A 16287-nucleotide genomic window follows, 5' to 3' on the forward strand; every position below is an offset into this window, starting at 1 on the left:
GAGGAAATGTGTTCGACAGCAACAGAATTCATTTCCGGCGAACCGGAAAGCTTTTTCATTCGGCCTATTTCTCAAAAACCAATCGGGAGCTGTCATGCCTTCTGCTGTCCGTGGCCTCGCCTCCACTCTGATCTATGACGTCGGCCTGCCCGTCATCGCCTACTTCATTGCCGACCTGTGCGGTGCGAGCAATTACCTCGCACTGCTCATCGGCACCCTCGTCTCGGGTCTGCGCATGGTGTGGGTAGGGGTGCGGCAGCGCCGCCTCGACCCGTTCGCGCTGTTCCTGCTCGCCCTGTTCGGCGCGAGCCTGGCCCTGACCTTCGCCACCGGCGATGCCCGGTTCGTGCTCGTCAAGGATTGCGCCATGTCGGGCACGGCCGGGTTGATCTTCGTCGGCAGCTGCATCATCAAGCGGCCGTTGGCCTTCTACGCGGCCCAGCGTTTCGCCCGCTCGGCCGGGACCGCCGAGCAGGCGGAATTCGAGGCCACCGCGAAAACCGGTGCCATGTGGGCTCGTTGGTACCGGGTCTCGCTGGTGTGGGGAATCGCATTGCTGATCGATGCCTCGCTGCGCATCGCGGCCATCTACGCCCTGCCGGTGCGGCTCGCGGCACCGGCTTCCCAGGTGCTCATGGTGGCGGTGTTCACCCTGCTGTTCGGGTGGACCGTGATCTCGGCCCGGCGGAATCAGGCCGCGGCGCAGCCCGCTGTCAGCTCGTAACACGCGACGATCAGTATTGCCCGATCCTGGCATTCAGGCCCTGCTCGAGATGGTCGAGCAGGGCCTTCGTGCGTCGTGGGAGGACTGCCGCGCTGACGTAGGCGGCGTAGACGTCGGCGCTGGGGGTGGGAATGCCGGGCAGTACCTGGACCAGCGACCCGTCTTGCAGCAGTGGCGCGACATGCCAGAGCGAACGCATGATCAGGCCGCGACCTTCGAGGCACCAGCGGGTGATCACATCACCGTCATTGCTCACCAGGTTGCCGGCGACACGGATGGCGGTCTCGCCGCGGTCGGGTTCGATGAATCGCCAGAGGACGTAATCGCTTTCGTTCTCGCGCAGCACTATGCAGTTGTGCTGTTCGAGTTCCGCGATATCCGCCGGGGCGCCGTGTTCGGCGATGTATGCCGGTGCGGCGCAGACGATTCGACGGTTGCGGCAGAGGCGTTTGGCGGTCAGGCGCGAATCCGGGAGCGGGCCGACGTGGATATCGAGATCGAAACCGGTCCCGGCGATATTCAGGGGTACGGCAGACAGTTCGAGGTCGACCTGCACTGCCGGATGCCGGGCGACGAACTCGGCGACCAGGTCGGCGATGTGGGCACGGCCGAGTCCGATGGTGGAGCGCACATGCAATCTGCCGCGCAGGTCGTCGTGCTGTTCGGCGATCGAGTCCTCGAGTTCCTCGAGCTGGGCGGCGAGCCGCGCGGCGCCGGCGGCATAGCGTTCACCCTCGGGTGTCAGCGTGAAGCGCCGGGTGGTGCGCTGGATGAGCGGGACGCCGAGCCGGGCTTCCAACTGGGCGAGCCGCTTGCTCACCGCCGACACCGAGACGCCGAATTCGCGCGCGGCCTCGGTCAGGCTCCGGGAGCGGGCGACGATGTCGAAGAACAGAATGTCATCGCCGAGTCCACTGCGCACGCATACCTCCGGTCACTGTTTCCGAGCGGGAAAAAGTCTCTTGCGCTGTCCGGACTTTCACTCCCGGGATACCGCAGCCTACCGTTGTGATCCAGCCGACAAACACCGAACCCTGATCGGCAGTGAGGAGATCCGCAACGATGGGGACACAGCACCGAATCGCGATCATTCCCGGCGACGGCATCGGGAAAGAGGTTGTACCGGAGGGCATCAGAGTATTGGAGGGCGCGGCGGCCGCCTTCGATTTCACCCTGGATCTCGAGTATTTCGACTATGCCAGCGCCGACTACTACACCGCACACGGCAAAATGCTGCCCGACGGCTGGTTCGATCAGCTGAAATCCTTCGACGCCATCTTCTTCGGCGCGGTGGGCTGGCCCGAGGTGGTGCCCGACCATATCTCGCTGTGGGGCAGTCTGCTGCAGTTCCGCAGGCACTTCGACCAGTATGTGAACCTGCGGCCGGTGCGGCTGCTGCCGGGCGTGGCCAGCCCGCTGGCCGGGCGCGCGCCCGGCGATATCGATTTCTATGTGGTGCGGGAGAACACCGAGGGTGAATACTCCAGCGTCGGCGGGCGGATCTTCGAAGGCACCGAACGCGAAACCGTGCTGCAGGAGACGGTGATGACCCGGACCGGCGTCGATCGAATCCTGCGGTATGCCTTCGAATTGGCGCAGCGGCGGCCACGTAAGCATTTGACTTCGGCCACCAAGAGCAATGGCATTTCCATCTCGATGCCCTACTGGGACGAGCGTGTGGCGGAAATGTCGGCGAAGTTCCCCGATGTCGCGGTCGACCAGTACCACATCGATATTCTGACCGCGAATTTCGTCCTGCACCCCGACTGGTTCGACGTGGTGGTGGCGAGCAACCTGTTCGGCGATATCCTCAGCGACCTCGGGCCCGCCTGCGCCGGCACCATCGGTGTCGCGCCGAGCGGGAACATCAACCCGGAGCGGCACTTCCCCAGCCTGTTCGAGCCGGTGCACGGTTCGGCTCCGGATATCGCCGGCAAGGGGATCGCCAATCCGATCGGGCAGATCTGGAGCGCCTCCATGATGCTCGAGCATCTCGGGGAGCATGCGGCGGCCGCCGCCGTCCTGGCGGCGATCGAATCCGTGCTCGCGGCCGGCGGGGATGTACTGACCCCTGACGTGGGCGGCACGGGCACCACCGAGTCGCTGGGCAAGGCGATCCGGGCAGCGTTGGAAATCCGGTGAGCCGCAGTGAGTTCCACAAGCAAGGCCCCGCGGGCCGCATGGCGTGTGATACCCGAGATCGACGGGGTGCCGCTGCCGGTCCCGCTGGTGCTCACCGTGATCGTCCTGGTGGCGGGAGTGTGCCGGGCGATACCGGAGAACATGATCGGCGGGCTGGCGGTGATCGTCGGGCTGGGCATGCTGCTCGGCCCGCTCGGTAACCGGCTGCCGATCATCTCGCGCATCGGCGGCGGGGCGCTGGTCTGCCTGATGGCGCCGTCGATTCTGGTGTATGCCGGGGCGTTCGACGGCAATACGGTGCGGGCGGTGTCCGCGCTGATGAAGCAGGCGAACTTCCTGTATTTCGTGATCGCCACCCTGGTGGTGGGGAGCATTCTCGGCATGAGCCGCAAGCTCATGCTCGGCGGGCTGGTGCGGATCTTCCCGCCGCTGCTGGCGGGCACGGTCGTGGCGGTGGCGGTGGGGCTCGGTGTGGCGATGTTGTTCGGCAACAGTTTTCACCGGTCGCTGTTCTATATCGTGGTGCCGATCCTCGGCGGCGGTATCGGAGAGGGGGTGATCCCGCTGTCCTCCGGATACGCCTCGGCGCTCGGTGGTGAGTCCGGAAGCTATGTCGCGGAACTGATTCCGGCGGCGATCATCGGGAATATCGCGGCGATCATCACCGCCGGTGTGCTGCGCCGGCTCGGTGACAAGCGGCCGCAGTGGGATGGCGGTGGGCGGCTCGTTCACGAGGCGACGCCGGAGTTCATTGTGCCGCAGCAAGAGTCACCGTCAGATCGGGAACCGAATCACGCGCTCGGGGTCCTGATGATCACGGGCCTGTTCGTCTTCGCCTCGCTGCTGGAGAAGCTGATCCATCTACCCGCACCGGTGGTGGTCATCATCCTCGCGGTGTTGTGCAAGCTCTTCGGAATCTTCCCGCAGTCCGTCGAGGCGGACGCGCGGGCCGTCTACGCGATCATCTCCCGATACTTCATCTTCCCCACCATGGTCGGCCTCGGCATGGTCTACCTCCCGCTGAACAATGTCATGTCCGTCCTGTCCCCCGGCTACGTGATCGCCTGCACCGCAGTCGTTCTCACCATGGCCCTCACCGGCTTCCTGGTCGGCAAGGCCATCGCCATGTACCCGGTCGACGCCGCGCTGGTCACCGTCTGCCACAGCGGCCTCGGCGGCACCGGCGACGTAGCGATCCTCTCCGCCGCCGACCGCATGAACCTGATGCCCTTCGCCCAGATATCCACCCGCATCGGCGGCGTGACCACCGTGATCACCGCCGCCTGGCTCATCCGCCTACTCAGCTGACCGGAAACCTCCCCATGCGCGTACTGATCGCACCCGACAAGTTCAAAGGCAGCCTCTCCGCCGCCGAAGTGGCCCACTGCCTCGCCCGCGGCCTCTCCGCCGCAGGCGCCCACCCCGTAGAACTACCACTGGCCGACGGCGGCGACGGCAGTGTGGCGGCCGCAATTCGAGCCGGCTACACCGCACACACCGTCACGGTGGCGGGTGCGACCGGTCTGCCGCATCGAGCCCGCATCGCCGTCTCCGACGGACTACCGAATGCCCGGACAGCGCTGGTCGAGGTCGCGGACACCTGCGGTCTCGCCACCCTGCCCAGCGGCCGGCTCAGCCCACTCGACGCCTCCAGCCTCGGTTTCGGCCAGGCGGTCCGGCAGGCTCTGCGGCACCGGCCGGCCCGGCTGGTGCTGGCTCTCGGCGGCAGCGCCAGCACCGATGGCGGACTTGGGCTGCTGACAGCCCTCGGCATCCGCGGCCTGGATGCAGCCGGGCGACCGCTGTACCCGTGCGGGCGTGCGCTTTCGGCGCTCGCACGGATCGACACGAGTTCGGCAATCGACCTGACGGGCGTCGAACTCATCGTTGCCTCCGACGTCACCAATCCCCTGACGGGCCCGCGCGGTGCGGCGCACGTTTTCGGCCCGCAGAAGGGTGCATCGAACAACGACACAGCCGTATTGGATCGAGGCCTATCGCACTTCGCCAAAGTCCTTGCAGAGTCCAGTTTTCCGCAAGCTCAATCTCTCGCTACGGCGCCCGGCGCCGGAAGCGCCGGCGGAATCGGTTTCGCCGCAGCCCTCCTCGGCGCCCGCATGATCTCGGGCGCCGAATTCTTCCTCGACCTACTCGATTTCGACACACATGCGGCGGGAGCCGACCTGGTCATCACCGGCGAAGGTAGCCTCGACGACCAATCCGCCCACGGCAAACTACCGACTGTCATCGCCGGCCGCGCAGCCCCGATTCCGGTGATCGCGGTAGCGGGCCGCAGTACCCTCCCCCGAAATCACTGGTCCACAGCAGGTTTCACGCACGTCCACGCCCTCGCGGACAGCACTGCGCTCGACACGAGCCGAAACCGCCCGCTCACCGAGCTCCTGCTGGAACGCATGGGCCATCAGATCGCCGATACCTACCGCCTCTAAAGCAACTCGACCTCGTCGAACCCCACGGTGAAGCTGTGTCGCTGCTCCCGCAGCACGCCGCCTTCCCGATGCACGGTGCCCTCCCGGAAGTCGATGCGCAGCTCCTCCCGCCGCGCATCGACCTCCTGCACTACCGCACACACCCCACTGAACGGCCCCTCCGGGAAGTAGACGACGTCACCCGGTCCGTATTCGCTGAATCCCACGCCGCCACAGTAATCCCGCACGGCGATCAGGCGGCACAGTCGATCTCCCCACTGGTCATCCGATGCGTGGTTGTATAGCCCAGGCCCAGATAGATGCGGCGCGCGGATTCGTTGGGGTGCCAGTGATGCAGCGCGCAGAGTCGATCGCCCGCCGAGAGCGAGTGACGGGTCAACCGAGCACTGACCGCGGCGCCGATGCCCTGTGCCCGCGCCGAGGGCAGGGTCGCGATGGAAGCCAGCCAGCCGACGCCGCCACGGCGGCAGTACGCCCCGCACCCCACCAGCGCACCCGCCTCGTCTCGGACCACCGCCCACAGCTCGATCTCCGAGTCGCCGGGGCGCACCGAATGTGTCGGATTGGCGAGCGCGAGCAGCTCACGAATTTCTTTATCCACCAATGGATCCGGCGCCGATACGAGGACCCGCGCTTCGCCCGGCAACCGCGCCATGATCCCCGCATCACGGCTTCTCACCATCTGATCCCACTGCTCGTAGCCGGTCAGACGAAGACCACCCAGGTCAGTCCCCCTCGGAACCGAGATCCCTTGCGGCGGGCAAGGCAACTCGGCCAGGGCACGCGACAGCAGCTCCGACGCGCCGGCCCCGATCACCGTCAGCCACTCGACCAGACCGGGACCTCGGTCGGATCCGCCGAAGGCAACAGTCCCGTCGCCACCGGCCCACGCCACGGTGAACTGGTACGGCTCGAGGCTCGCGGAGACAAGATGGTCGGCGGTCGCCACCGCCAGCAGATCCGCATGGGATTCCAGACGCCGTATCCGCATCGCTCCAGTGTGGCCCAAGGCCGCGGTCACGTCCGATCATCGGATTCGGGAACGTAGACGTCCATTCCGATGATCGAACTGCTCCAGGAGTCCGCCTCGGACCGTCCTGGTTGGTGCGTGGCCACATGGAACCGTAGTCGGGGTTGCTCGATTCGTCTGCGACCATGCCGGGCATCCGTGATACTTGTGACTCTTGGGGTGATAGCGAAGGGCCCGGCGCGGTGGGCGGCTCCGCACTGAGGTGTGAGAGGGCGGGTCGGGAATGGCGAGACCACCACACACCGGAACGTCCGCCTCTGCCTGCGTACTGACCGAACCAGCCAGCGCGATGCGGTAGAAGGTCAACTGGCCGTGTCTAGTCGTGGCCGACGGAACTCGCAATATTGCCGAGGACCGAGTGGCACCTCACCGTCCAAAATCCGGACAGAATTGCACGCTGAGGTGCCACTCGAACGCGCCTTCCGCTAAGACATGGACGACGAAAAGAACTCTGCCGTAGCCGATTCCGGCAAGTACCCTTCGCAGTGTTCCGTTGATCTTTCCTGTTGGTGATGTCCGGACTGTGCCGGACCTCGGACAGGGTGATGATCGGGAGCGCATGCAGGGGGACGGGGATGCCCGGGTTCGAGTAGGGTTGACTGGTTCCGAATGTTGCTGGGGCACAGAACTGCTAGGGGCCTTCATGTCGGCGGTGGGACGACCGGGGTGGGTGCTCGCCGGGCGCTACCGGTTGATCGAGAAGCTGGGTAGTGGCGGGTTCGGGACCGTGTGGAAGGCGCGTGACGAGCGGTCGCGGATCGATGTCGCGGTGAAGGAAGTGTTGCTGCCGCAGGCAGAGTCGAGTGCGGAGCATGCCGAGCGAGTGGCTCGGGCCGAGCGGGAGGGCCGCAATGCCGCACGGTTGCGCGACCATCCGAATATTGTCGGGGTGCTCGATGTCGTCACTGATGGCGGGACGCCGTGGATCGTCATGCGGCTGGTTTCCGGTCGGTCCCTGAAGCAGCGGGTCGACAGTGACGGGCCGGTGGGCGTCGTGGAAGCCACTGCTATTGCCGGCGCATTGTTGCAGGCGCTGCGGGCCGCGCATGATGCCGGCGTGGTTCACCGGGATGTGAAGCCGGGCAATATTTTGCTCTCTGCCGAGGGTGAGGTGCTGCTGACGGATTTCGGGACCGCCCGCCATCATTCCGATCACACGCTGACCGCCAAGGAGTCGATTATCGGATCGTTCGAGTACATGGCGCCCGAACGCATCGACGGCGACGACACACCGGCCGGTGACCTGTACTCCCTCGGTGTCACGCTCTATCACGCGGTGGAGGGGGTTTCGCCGTTTCGCCGCGACACGATTCACGGAACCATGAAGGCGGTGATGTTCGGCGCGGCTCCCCCGCCAGCGCGCGCCGGGCAACTCGGCAGGCTGATCACCCGGCTGATGGACAAGCAACCGGAGCTACGTCCCTCCATTCCGCAGGCATTGACGCTGCTCACGACTGAAGCGCCGGCCCTTGCGGCGAAACCGGAAGTCCCCACGGATAATTCACGATCACCGAGAGCCGGGCGCAGGCGTGGCGAGGTCGGCCAGCTGCTGGCCCGTGCCCGCGATCATCAGAAGCGCGGCAATATAGGCGAAGCCGAACGGCTACTCCGCCAGGCCGCAGCAATGAATGACGCCCTCTCGATGTCCTTCCTGGCGCGACTTCTCGAAAACCGCGGCGCCCGCACCGAAGCCGAACGCTGGTACCGGCAAGCCGCCGAGAGCGGCGAAACCCTCTCGATGCTCACCCTGGGTCATATGTGCATGAAGGCGGGCGACCTCAACCAAGCCGCCTACTGGTACCGGCGCTACGTCGACCACGGCCATATCCTCGGCAAGGTCCACCTGGCAACGGTGCACGAGGCCCGGGGAGAGGACGACCGAGCCGAACTCCTCTACCGCGAGGTGGAACAGGACGGCGATATGGTCGCCCTGAAAGCCCTGGGCGACCAATGGAAATCCCTAGGGCGCACAGACGCCGCCAAACGCGTGTACCGCAAATCCGCCCAAGCCGGCTACACCCCCGCGAAGGAAGCCCTCGAGAATCTGACCGCACGCTAGTCCTCCGAGTGGCCTGCCACGCGCTAGATCGAGCTGAGTTCCGCGAGCCGATCTGCGGCATCAAAACTGCTGGAGGCCAGGCCCACCATGGGTGGCCCGGCGGGCGTACGTCTCTTCTGGGTGGACGGCGATCACATCGAGTTGCAGCACCAATGAGCCAGGAACCTGCCCGTTCTCGAAATGCTCGGGGCCGGGGACGATGACAGCCTCGGCATCCAACCGAGTGGCCTGGGCCTTCAGTTTGGCCAAGGGCGGTCGTCCCGAGAGCGGGTCGTAGATGACCATGCCGGAGAAGTCGTAGCCGAGCCGTGAGGCCGTCTTTCGGATCTGCGATTCGTCCCAGAGCTGGGCTACGCCGGATACATCGGTCCTGAGATATCCGAGTGCTGTTGGCTGATAACGCATTACCGCCCCTCTGTTTTCTTGCCCGTCGAGTGCGAGGTATCCGTGGAACTCCAGGTAGAACCCTGAGCAGCCCCCGGGCTTGTCGCCGTAGTTCTGGAGTTCGAGAAAGCCGCCGGGGAATGTGAAAAGCCGCCGGCGTTGAACGGTGCCTGGCTCTTCGACCGCCTGGTCTTCACTCTGTGGCTCGTCGCTCACGTCTGCCCCGTTCGTAATTGGTGAGGCAGGCTCAGGGTCGGGATCGAGTCGGTATGGACACTGAGCGCCTATACCGGACCGACCGTAGGGTCGAGATGAGTTCAAGGCATTGCCGCATATCCGGAACCGGTTGGGATATACAGAAATCGGTATATAGTTCGCTCAGTAGCGAGACGTGCTGGTACCCCTGTGAGCCATCTGAAACCAACCATTCCAACGCGACACAGCGGGGTGTCCGATCATGCACTTGACGACCGGGGCGGCGATCCGACGGATGCGCAAGTCCATTGGCATGACGCAGGCGGAACTCGGGGCTCTCATTCACTTCACGCAGCCGGCCGTCTCACAGTTGGAGCACGACGGCGCGGCCGTCCACGACGTTCGTGTTCTGCGGCGCGTGGCGAAGGCACTGCAAGTACCCCTCTCCATGCTGGTCGTGGAGTCCGACGAGGAGGCGGACGTGAACCGACGCGCGTTCCTCAAAACCGGTGCGATCGGCACTGCCGCGGCTATAAGGCAACGACGTGCTGACGACACGACGATGCACGCTGGGATCAAGGTCGGCGTGGCTGATGTCGAGAGAATCATCAACGGCACCAATCAAATTCACAAGCTGCAATTGATGGTCGGTGGAAACCGTTTGCACGATGTAGCCGCCAATGAAGTGCGCTATGTCGAGCATTTGCTCGACCACGGCAGTTACGCCGACAGAGTCGGTAAAGCCCTGACAAGCGCGGGGGCCGAGATGATGACCGCCGCAGGTTGGATTCACTACGATGCCGGTCGCTGGAGCGAAGCGAAGCGGTACTACGCCGATGCCGCTCAGGCTGCGACCGCCGCCGGTGACGCGACCGCCACCGCGCATGCCTGGATCAATTCCTGTCTGCTGTCGTATCGGGAAGGTTCGCGGCCGAGGGAAGGAGTTCAACTGGCCGAGGCCGCGCAATTGGCGGCCAGGCGCGATGGCGGCCCCAAACTGCGCGCCCTGGCCGCGATCCGAGAGGCTGAGGCTTACAGCGTGATCGGCGATCGTTCGGCCATGGTCACGGCGATCAGCCGAGCCCATCGGGCGTACGACTCGACCAGAGGGCAGGATCCAGGCTATCTCGACTACCTGTCGGATACACAGCTGAATGGCCTCACCGCGTTGGCGTTCATGCGGTCCGGCAGCCATCGAGATGCGGAGACATACCTGCAATCTGCAATCGCAGGAACTGCGGCTTATCCTCGTGAGCGAACCGCCTGGCAGATCAGGTTGGCACAGAACTACATTCGCGCGGGCGCTGTTGCTGATGGCTGCACACTGTTGATCGACAACTTCGAGAACATAAGCAGCGTTGCCTCGATGCGGTTGCGCACAGCGGTCACCGACCTTGTCGCGACGATCCAATCACACTCCACGGTCCCAGAAGCGCGCGAATTCTCGGAGAGATGGACGACCCGCTGATCGAATCATGCGCCCATACCGACACGGCTGGCGATTCTCGCACTGAGCAGGCGATACCGATCCTTTGTGTCCTCGTTCGAGAGACAATAGTCACGAGTGGACCGCGCACCCTTGGTCTTCGGTGCCGGATCGGTAAACCTGGTACCGCAAGGAAACTGTTGCTCGGTGAGATCGATCGTCTCACCATTTATGACATTGAAGTAGTGTGAAACCTTTTCGCCAGTAGGCAACGTGGCAACCGTATTCAGTATCTCACCGCCGAGATAGTCTTGAACTACGCACGCAGTTACCGCGCACTGGCCCCTTGCCCGATCGTGCTCGTTCCAGCCGGAACTCTTGCTGGTGTCCGCTGACCAGGACTTCTGTAAGGCATCCTGTAGGACTTCAACGGCGACAATGCCCATACGTACAGGATACGGAAGTCGGTCCAGTAACGACCAGCTGGCTTCGCGGTCGAGAGTTACGGCGTTCGAGGCGATGGCGCGTCGAGGAGTTCGTTCCAATAGTTGGGATTTCGACCATAGTTCGGGGTGGTGAAGGCGCGGTCCCAGGGTGCGTCGGCGGGCAGGTCGGGTCCGTCGGTAGAGACCGCATCCTCGGCTAGAGCAACGTCGTAGTTGCGTTCCAATGCCGCGCGTACGGTCGCCTCGACGCACACATTGGTCTGCAGTCCGGCCACGATAAGGCGTTGGATAGCAAGACTTCTCAAGACCGGGTCTAGTTCGGTGTACGCGAAGAAGCTGTGTCTGGTCTTCTCCAGGATCAGATCCTCGGGAGTCGGCGCTACCGCTTCGATGATCTCCCGGCGGTATTCCTGTTGTGCGGCAGACAGCACCGGCACGCGGGACTGTCTCGATTGCATATGGCGGACCGCTCGCGGATTCATTGCAAGCGACCCGGCCGGGCTCCCCATCTGCTTCGAGTAGATGACTGGAATCCTCGCGAGCCGGGCCGCGGTCAGGAGTTCGGCGCACTCGGCGATGACGGTGTCCAGCCGCCAGATCGGCGGCCAGCCCAGAGCATCTCGCACCCCGTCGTCGACGGTGTAGCCCGTCTGCATATCGATCATCAACAACGCCGTCCCGGCCATGACAGCTCCTCCCACGAATTCCATGGCATCGCGCCAACTTCATGATGAACGGGATTGATGAAGTGGAGCGGGGAACACGTCGATTCTGGCGGGAAAGGGCCTGAGGAGCCGCTGGGCGGCTCGATCAGCTTGGGGTGCTCAGCGATTCATCTGTCTCGCGAGGTTCCGGTTCGGTTGTGGGTTGGGATTGGGCGCGGGCTGTGGGGAGGAAAGAGCAGCCCAGGCAGATGATTCCGAAGAAGAGGTAGCCGAGGGTGACCTTGGGGGCTGCGGCCCAGGCGACCTGGCCGGCGTGGATGAGGCCGATCCAGGCCAGGGCGGCGCCTACTGTGCAGGCGATCGCGGCTGTGCGGAAGCGTTTTTCGAGGATGAAGGTGACTACTGTGCCTAAGACCAGGCCGGCCAGGACGCCGCCTTCGCCGAGGGTTTTCATGCCGTCGTAGACGACGCCGGCTTGGCCGAGGGCGTCCATGCCTACTTTGTCGGCGGTGGTGCCGGCGGCGCTGAGGGCGTTGTCGATTTGGCCGGTGGCCCATTCGGCGATGTTGGGGAGCAGGGCCGCGACTACTGCGACCGCGTGGAGGCGCGGAACTGCTTGGAAGGCTTGGGCTCCGATCAGGAGGCCGATGTAGAGGAGGATCGGGACGATTGCGGGGATGGGGAGGATGGTCGAGAGGAAGCCGAAGAGGCCGAGTAGGCACATGAAGCCGATGACTACGCCGCTGGCCAGGGAGTAGCCGGTGCGGCCACCGGCGTCTTTCCAGCCGGGGTGGCCGATGTAGACGGCGGGTGGGAAGGGGGAGCCGAAGGCGGACCCGATGATTGCGCCGCAGCCGTCGGCCAGGAGGACGCTGCGGAGGTTGTAGTTGTCGCCTGCGGCGGCGGCGCTTTCCACGTTGCTCATGGCTTCGGTGAAGTTGTAGACGCCCAAGGGGATTGCGGTGGCGAGGAGGGGTGAGAGGTTGCCGAGGCCTTCGAAGAGCAGGTGCAGGCGGAGGGTCGGGAGGCCGACGGCGATGTCGTGGGCGGCCTTGGTGACCTCCGGGACCGACATGTATCCGCCGATCCAGCCGATCGCGGTGCCGACGAGCAGGGCGACGAGGCCGATCGGGATATTGCCGGGCAGGCGGACATCGGTGAAGAAGCCGATCAGGATGATGGCCAGGACCGGCAGGGCGATCCAGGCGGCGTCGAACATCTGGGCGGCGGGGCGCATGGCGATGAAGGTGATGGAGATACCGGCCAGCGTGCCGAGCATGGCGGCGCGCGGTGTGATGCGGCGGATGTAGGGGCCGACCAGGGCGCCGATCATCACGATGACGCCGATCATGAACGCCCACGCCAATCCCGCCGACCAGGCTTTGATCGGGTCGTGGGTTTTCAGATAGATGGGCAGCATGACAACGAAGACCACGATGAACATGTGCGGCACGCTCGGGCCGTACGGTAGCGCGGTCACGGTGTCGCGGCCTTCGCGCCGGGCCAGCCGGCGCGCGAGCACCATGTAGTAGCAGTTGCCCAGCACCAGTGCGACGCCCAGCGCGGGCAGCATGGTGCCGAGCACATCGTGGCTGGGGATCTTCACGACCGCGATCGAAAGGGTCGTCAGGGTCAGGACATTGACGAGGATATTGAACGACAGGCCGAAGAAGGCATTGGTGTCGCCGCGGGTCCACCACGGCAGCGGCATGGGTGTGGCGGTGGCGGAGTGCGGGCCGGCGGGGGCATCGACGGACATCGGAATTCCTGTTCGCTAAGCCGGGGTGGTCGAGGAGACCGGGGTATTCGAGGCGGCGGTCGACAGTGCGCCGATCACCGTGGCGGAGGGGGCGACCCAGCCGAAGATGCCGCCCTGTGCGGCGATCATTTCCAGGCCCACGCGCTGGAATTCCGGGAAATACGATCCGACGCAATCGGAGACGACCAGGCATTCGTAGCCGCGGTCGTTCGCCTCACGGACGGTGGTGTGCACGCATACTTCCGTGGTGACCCCGGTGACGAACAGGGTCTGAATCTCGTTGTCGTTCAGGACGGCTTCGAGTTCGGTGGCGTAGAAGGCGCCCTTCCCGGGCTTGTCGATCACGACTTCCCCCGGCGCGGGAGCCAGTTCGTCGATGATGTCGTGGCCGTATTCGCCCCGGATCAGGATGCGGCCGAATCTTCCAGGATCGCCGATGCGCTGGGAGGGATTGCCGCGCAATAGTTTCGCGGGCGGGCAGTCGGAGAGGTCGGGCAGGTGGCCCTCCCGGGTGTGGATCACCGGGATCCCGCACTCGCGGGCGGCGGCGAGAAGTCCGGCGAGCGGATCGATCACGGTGCGCAACAAGGCGACATCGTTGCCCAGGCTCTCGCCGAAGCCGCCGGGCAGCAGGAAGTCGCGCTGCATATCGATGACGAGCAAAGCGACAGTATGCGGGTCGAAGGTGAAAGGTCCCGGCTGGGCCGGGATTTCGTGGACTGCGGTCATCTTGGTTCTTTCTGTGCGAGCCGGATATGGGTCTGCGCCCGCACGGGGCGCGGCTCGTCGAGGAGGCGGGCGGCGGCCGCCAGTACGGTGTCGTCGCTGAGTGCGGGGCCGAGGACCATCGCCGAGATTGCGCGGCCGTCCGCGGTGACGCCGACCGGTACGGCAATGGCGGTGAGGTCCAGCAGGTTTCCGAAGTGGGTGTAGTGGCCCAGAACCGTATTGGTGCGGATGGGGTCCGCGAGGACCTCACCAACGGTGAAGGTGGTGCCGATCGTCGGCACGACCATCACATCGAAATCCGCCCACAGGCGCGCCACCACCGACCGCAGGCGCTGCAGCTCCTGCTGGGCGCGGAAGACGTCGACGGCATCGAATCGATATCCACCGGTGAGTATTTCGCGGATCACCGGCAGGATGGACTCCGGATGCCCGGTCAGGAAGTCGCCGAATTCCACCAGCCGTTCGGCCACCCAGGGGCCTTGATACAGCAGTTCCCCCGCATCCAGGAACGGCCGCAGCGTCGTTGTGACGCAGTCGAAGCCGAGCCGGGCGAGGCGGTCACGAAGCGCGAGGTGCGCGACCCCGAAGACGTCGTCGCCGAAGAATTCCAGCTCGTCCTCGGCGGGCAGTCCCACCCGCAGCCGGGTCCCGCCGTAATGCGGGCCGCGGGATCGGCTCCACGGATCGTCCGGATCGGCGGCGCCGATCACCTCGAAGACCCGGTCCAGATCCTCGATCGTGGCGGCCATCAGAGTCATGCAATCCAGCGACTTACACGCGGGCACCAGGCCGACCGCGCTGATCAGGCCGCGCGAGGGCTTCCAGCCGACAATGCCGTTGAGCGCGGCGGGCACCCGCCCCGAGCCCGCGGTATCCGTCGCGACACAGAACGGCACCTGCCCGAGTGCGACGGCCCGCGCGGACCCCGAACTGGAACCGCCGCAGATCAACTCGTCGCCATAGACGCTGCGCGGTATCGGATAGGGCGTGCGGGTGCCATTGAGCCCGGTGGCGAACTGGTCCAGGTTCGTCTTCCCGACGCACAATGCCCCGGCATCCAGCAGCCGCCGCACCGCCGGTGCGGTCTCCGTTGCGATATAGGCGAAGTCGGGGCAGGCGAGGGTGGTGGGCAGGCCCGCCACATCGATGCTGTCCTTCACCCCGAACGGGACACCGTACAGCGGCAGTGTCCGCGCCCCCGGCCGTCGCTCGATTTCCGCTGCCGCGGAGAGCAATTCCGTCCGCGAGCGCCGGGTGATCCAGGTGCCGTCGTCCCCGCCGGCCGTCATGGCGTCGGCGACCCGCGCCGCCGTGCTGGTCGGTGATCCGCTGCCGCTCTCGTGCGAGGCGAGGATCTCCGCGATGGTGGGGCCCGATATCCGCATTTGTCGATTGTCGACAGAATGTGTGAAGTCGGTTGTCTCCGTATGTATCCGCTGTGTTAGCGGATCTCGAGATCCAGGTAGGCGCGCTCGCCGTGCTGCCGCAGCGCCGCGCAGGCCACCGCGGAGTCATTGGCCTCCAGGGCGGCGAGCAGATCCTCGTGCCGGCGGATGCCATTGTGCCGCGCGGTCACCCGCTCCTCCCGGCGCATATTGCGCGCCATCGGGAGCTGCAGTTTCAGCAGTATCGGCGCATAAGCGAGATCCAACTGCCGGTTTCCCGCCAGCGCCACGATCTCACCGTGGAAGCGCCGATGCGCATTGTCCCGCTCGAACAGATCCCCCGCCGCATCCGCGACCCGCATATCCTTCAGCGCCCCTCGCACCTCCCGCAATGGATCCCCCTCTTCCGCCAGCGGGAAAGCCGACTCCATCGCATGCTGCTCGAGCACCCGCCGTAGTTCGAACAACTGCAAGATATCCGTCGCCGACCAGACGGCGACCCGAAACCCTCGCCGCGGCAGATGCTCGATAAGCCCTTCCTGTGCAAGCAACCTCAATGCTTCGCGCACCGGCGCCCGGCTGGTCCCCAATCGCGCGCACAGCGCTTCCTCCCCCACCCGCTTTCCCGGCTCCAATCCCCCGCTCAAGACCTCGGCACGCACATGTCGCGTCACCATCTCCACCAGACTCGGTGGCAGCACCGCAATTTCCGCACTCGACGTCATGACACGAGTGTACGAATCCGATGATCAGTCACCGGCCCTCCACCAAATCAGAAGTGTCACCACTTCGGACACGGCGAAGTCCGCGCCCGACACCCATGATCATTTGCCAGCTAATTGCTACTTCATTCACGTATGATTCCCTGGCAGCATCTCGCTCCACTGTTCAGC

General features: G+C 65.0%; 16 protein-coding genes. 6 read left to right on the plus strand and 10 right to left on the minus strand.

The annotated features are described in order from the left end of the window. Positions 1–94 precede the first annotated feature (94 nt). Positions 95–724: a VC0807 family protein gene (locus tag ACIP5Y_RS28690; protein ID WP_400354668.1), complete on the plus strand. Its 630-nt coding sequence runs from the start codon at positions 95–97 to the stop codon at positions 722–724. Between the two features lie 10 nt (positions 725–734). On the opposite strand, the gene ACIP5Y_RS28695 is transcribed toward ACIP5Y_RS28690, so the two are convergent. Beyond that, positions 735–1646 carry a LysR family transcriptional regulator gene (locus tag ACIP5Y_RS28695; RefSeq protein WP_400354670.1) on the minus strand — a complete coding sequence of 304 codons (912 nt, stop codon included), beginning with the start codon at positions 1644–1646 and terminating at the stop codon, positions 735–737. A gap of 140 nt (positions 1647–1786) precedes the next feature. Between ACIP5Y_RS28695 and ACIP5Y_RS28700 the strand changes: the two genes are divergently transcribed. From ACIP5Y_RS28700 to ACIP5Y_RS28710, 3 genes are read left to right on the plus strand one after another with little or no spacing between them, the layout of a single operon-like run. Further along, positions 1787–2866, plus strand: a complete 1080-nt coding sequence (locus ACIP5Y_RS28700; RefSeq protein WP_400354672.1) for a tartrate dehydrogenase — start codon at positions 1787–1789, stop codon at positions 2864–2866. A 6-nt stretch (positions 2867–2872) separates the two neighbouring features. Further along, a complete protein-coding gene (locus tag ACIP5Y_RS28705; protein WP_400354674.1) occupies positions 2873–4174 on the plus strand; it encodes a 2-hydroxycarboxylate transporter family protein in 1302 nt (433 codons plus the stop codon). 14 nt (positions 4175–4188) lie between these two features. Continuing rightward, positions 4189–5316, plus strand: a complete 1128-nt coding sequence (locus ACIP5Y_RS28710) for a glycerate kinase (RefSeq protein WP_400354675.1) — start codon at positions 4189–4191, stop codon at positions 5314–5316. Here ACIP5Y_RS28710 and ACIP5Y_RS28715 read toward each other — a convergent pair. Beyond that, entirely contained in the window at positions 5313–5522 is a 210-nt protein-coding gene (locus ACIP5Y_RS28715; protein ID WP_397001997.1) for a hypothetical protein, read from the minus strand. The genes ACIP5Y_RS28710 and ACIP5Y_RS28715 overlap by 4 nt on opposite strands. Before the next feature lie 26 nt (positions 5523–5548). Further along, positions 5549–6307 carry a GNAT family N-acetyltransferase gene (locus ACIP5Y_RS28720; protein ID WP_400354677.1) on the minus strand — a complete coding sequence of 253 codons (759 nt, stop codon included), beginning with the start codon at positions 6305–6307 and terminating at the stop codon, positions 5549–5551. A gap of 682 nt (positions 6308–6989) precedes the next feature. On the opposite strand from ACIP5Y_RS28720, the gene ACIP5Y_RS28725 reads away from it, so the two are divergent. Further along, entirely contained in the window at positions 6990–8405 is a 1416-nt protein-coding gene (locus ACIP5Y_RS28725; RefSeq protein ID WP_400354679.1) for a serine/threonine-protein kinase, read from the plus strand. Positions 8406–8465: 60 nt separating this feature from the next. Here ACIP5Y_RS28725 and ACIP5Y_RS28730 read toward each other — a convergent pair whose 3' ends face one another. After that, positions 8466–9005 (minus strand): hypothetical protein, encoded by a 540-nt coding sequence (locus tag ACIP5Y_RS28730; protein WP_400354681.1) that lies wholly within the window; start codon positions 9003–9005, stop codon positions 8466–8468. A gap of 241 nt (positions 9006–9246) precedes the next feature. Here ACIP5Y_RS28730 and ACIP5Y_RS28735 point away from each other — a divergent pair, with 241 nt between their 5' ends. Then, the gene (locus ACIP5Y_RS28735; protein WP_400354682.1) at positions 9247–10452 is read left to right on the plus strand and encodes a helix-turn-helix domain-containing protein; all 1206 of its coding nucleotides are present in this window, start codon (positions 9247–9249) and stop codon (positions 10450–10452) included. A 5-nt stretch (positions 10453–10457) separates the two neighbouring features. Here the strand turns inward: ACIP5Y_RS28735 and ACIP5Y_RS28740 are convergent, their stop codons facing one another. The 6 genes from ACIP5Y_RS28740 to ACIP5Y_RS28765 form a co-directional block, all read right to left on the minus strand. Continuing rightward, the gene (locus ACIP5Y_RS28740; RefSeq protein WP_400354684.1) at positions 10458–10856 is read right to left on the minus strand and encodes a hypothetical protein; all 399 of its coding nucleotides are present in this window, start codon (positions 10854–10856) and stop codon (positions 10458–10460) included. Positions 10857–10912: 56 nt separating this feature from the next. Then, entirely contained in the window at positions 10913–11542 is a 630-nt protein-coding gene (locus ACIP5Y_RS28745) for a cysteine hydrolase family protein (RefSeq protein ID WP_400354686.1), read from the minus strand. 124 nt (positions 11543–11666) lie between these two features. After that, on the minus strand, positions 11667–13280 hold the full coding sequence (locus ACIP5Y_RS28750; RefSeq protein ID WP_400354688.1) for a regulator: 1614 nt from the start codon (positions 13278–13280) through the stop codon (positions 11667–11669). 15 nt (positions 13281–13295) lie between these two features. Beyond that, on the minus strand, positions 13296–14009 hold the full coding sequence (locus ACIP5Y_RS28755; RefSeq protein WP_400354690.1) for a cysteine hydrolase family protein: 714 nt from the start codon (positions 14007–14009) through the stop codon (positions 13296–13298). Next, on the minus strand, positions 14006–15394 hold the full coding sequence (locus ACIP5Y_RS28760; RefSeq protein WP_400354692.1) for an allophanate hydrolase: 1389 nt from the start codon (positions 15392–15394) through the stop codon (positions 14006–14008). Before ACIP5Y_RS28760 ends, ACIP5Y_RS28755 begins: the two co-directional genes overlap by 4 nt. Positions 15395–15450: 56 nt before the next feature. Beyond that, a complete protein-coding gene (locus ACIP5Y_RS28765; protein ID WP_400354693.1) occupies positions 15451–16119 on the minus strand; it encodes a GntR family transcriptional regulator in 669 nt (222 codons plus the stop codon). Between the last annotated feature and the right edge of the window lie 168 nt (positions 16120–16287).

This window comes from Nocardia sp. NPDC088792, assembly GCF_044750615.1.
In the GTDB taxonomy this organism is placed as follows: domain Bacteria; phylum Actinomycetota; class Actinomycetes; order Mycobacteriales; family Mycobacteriaceae; genus Nocardia.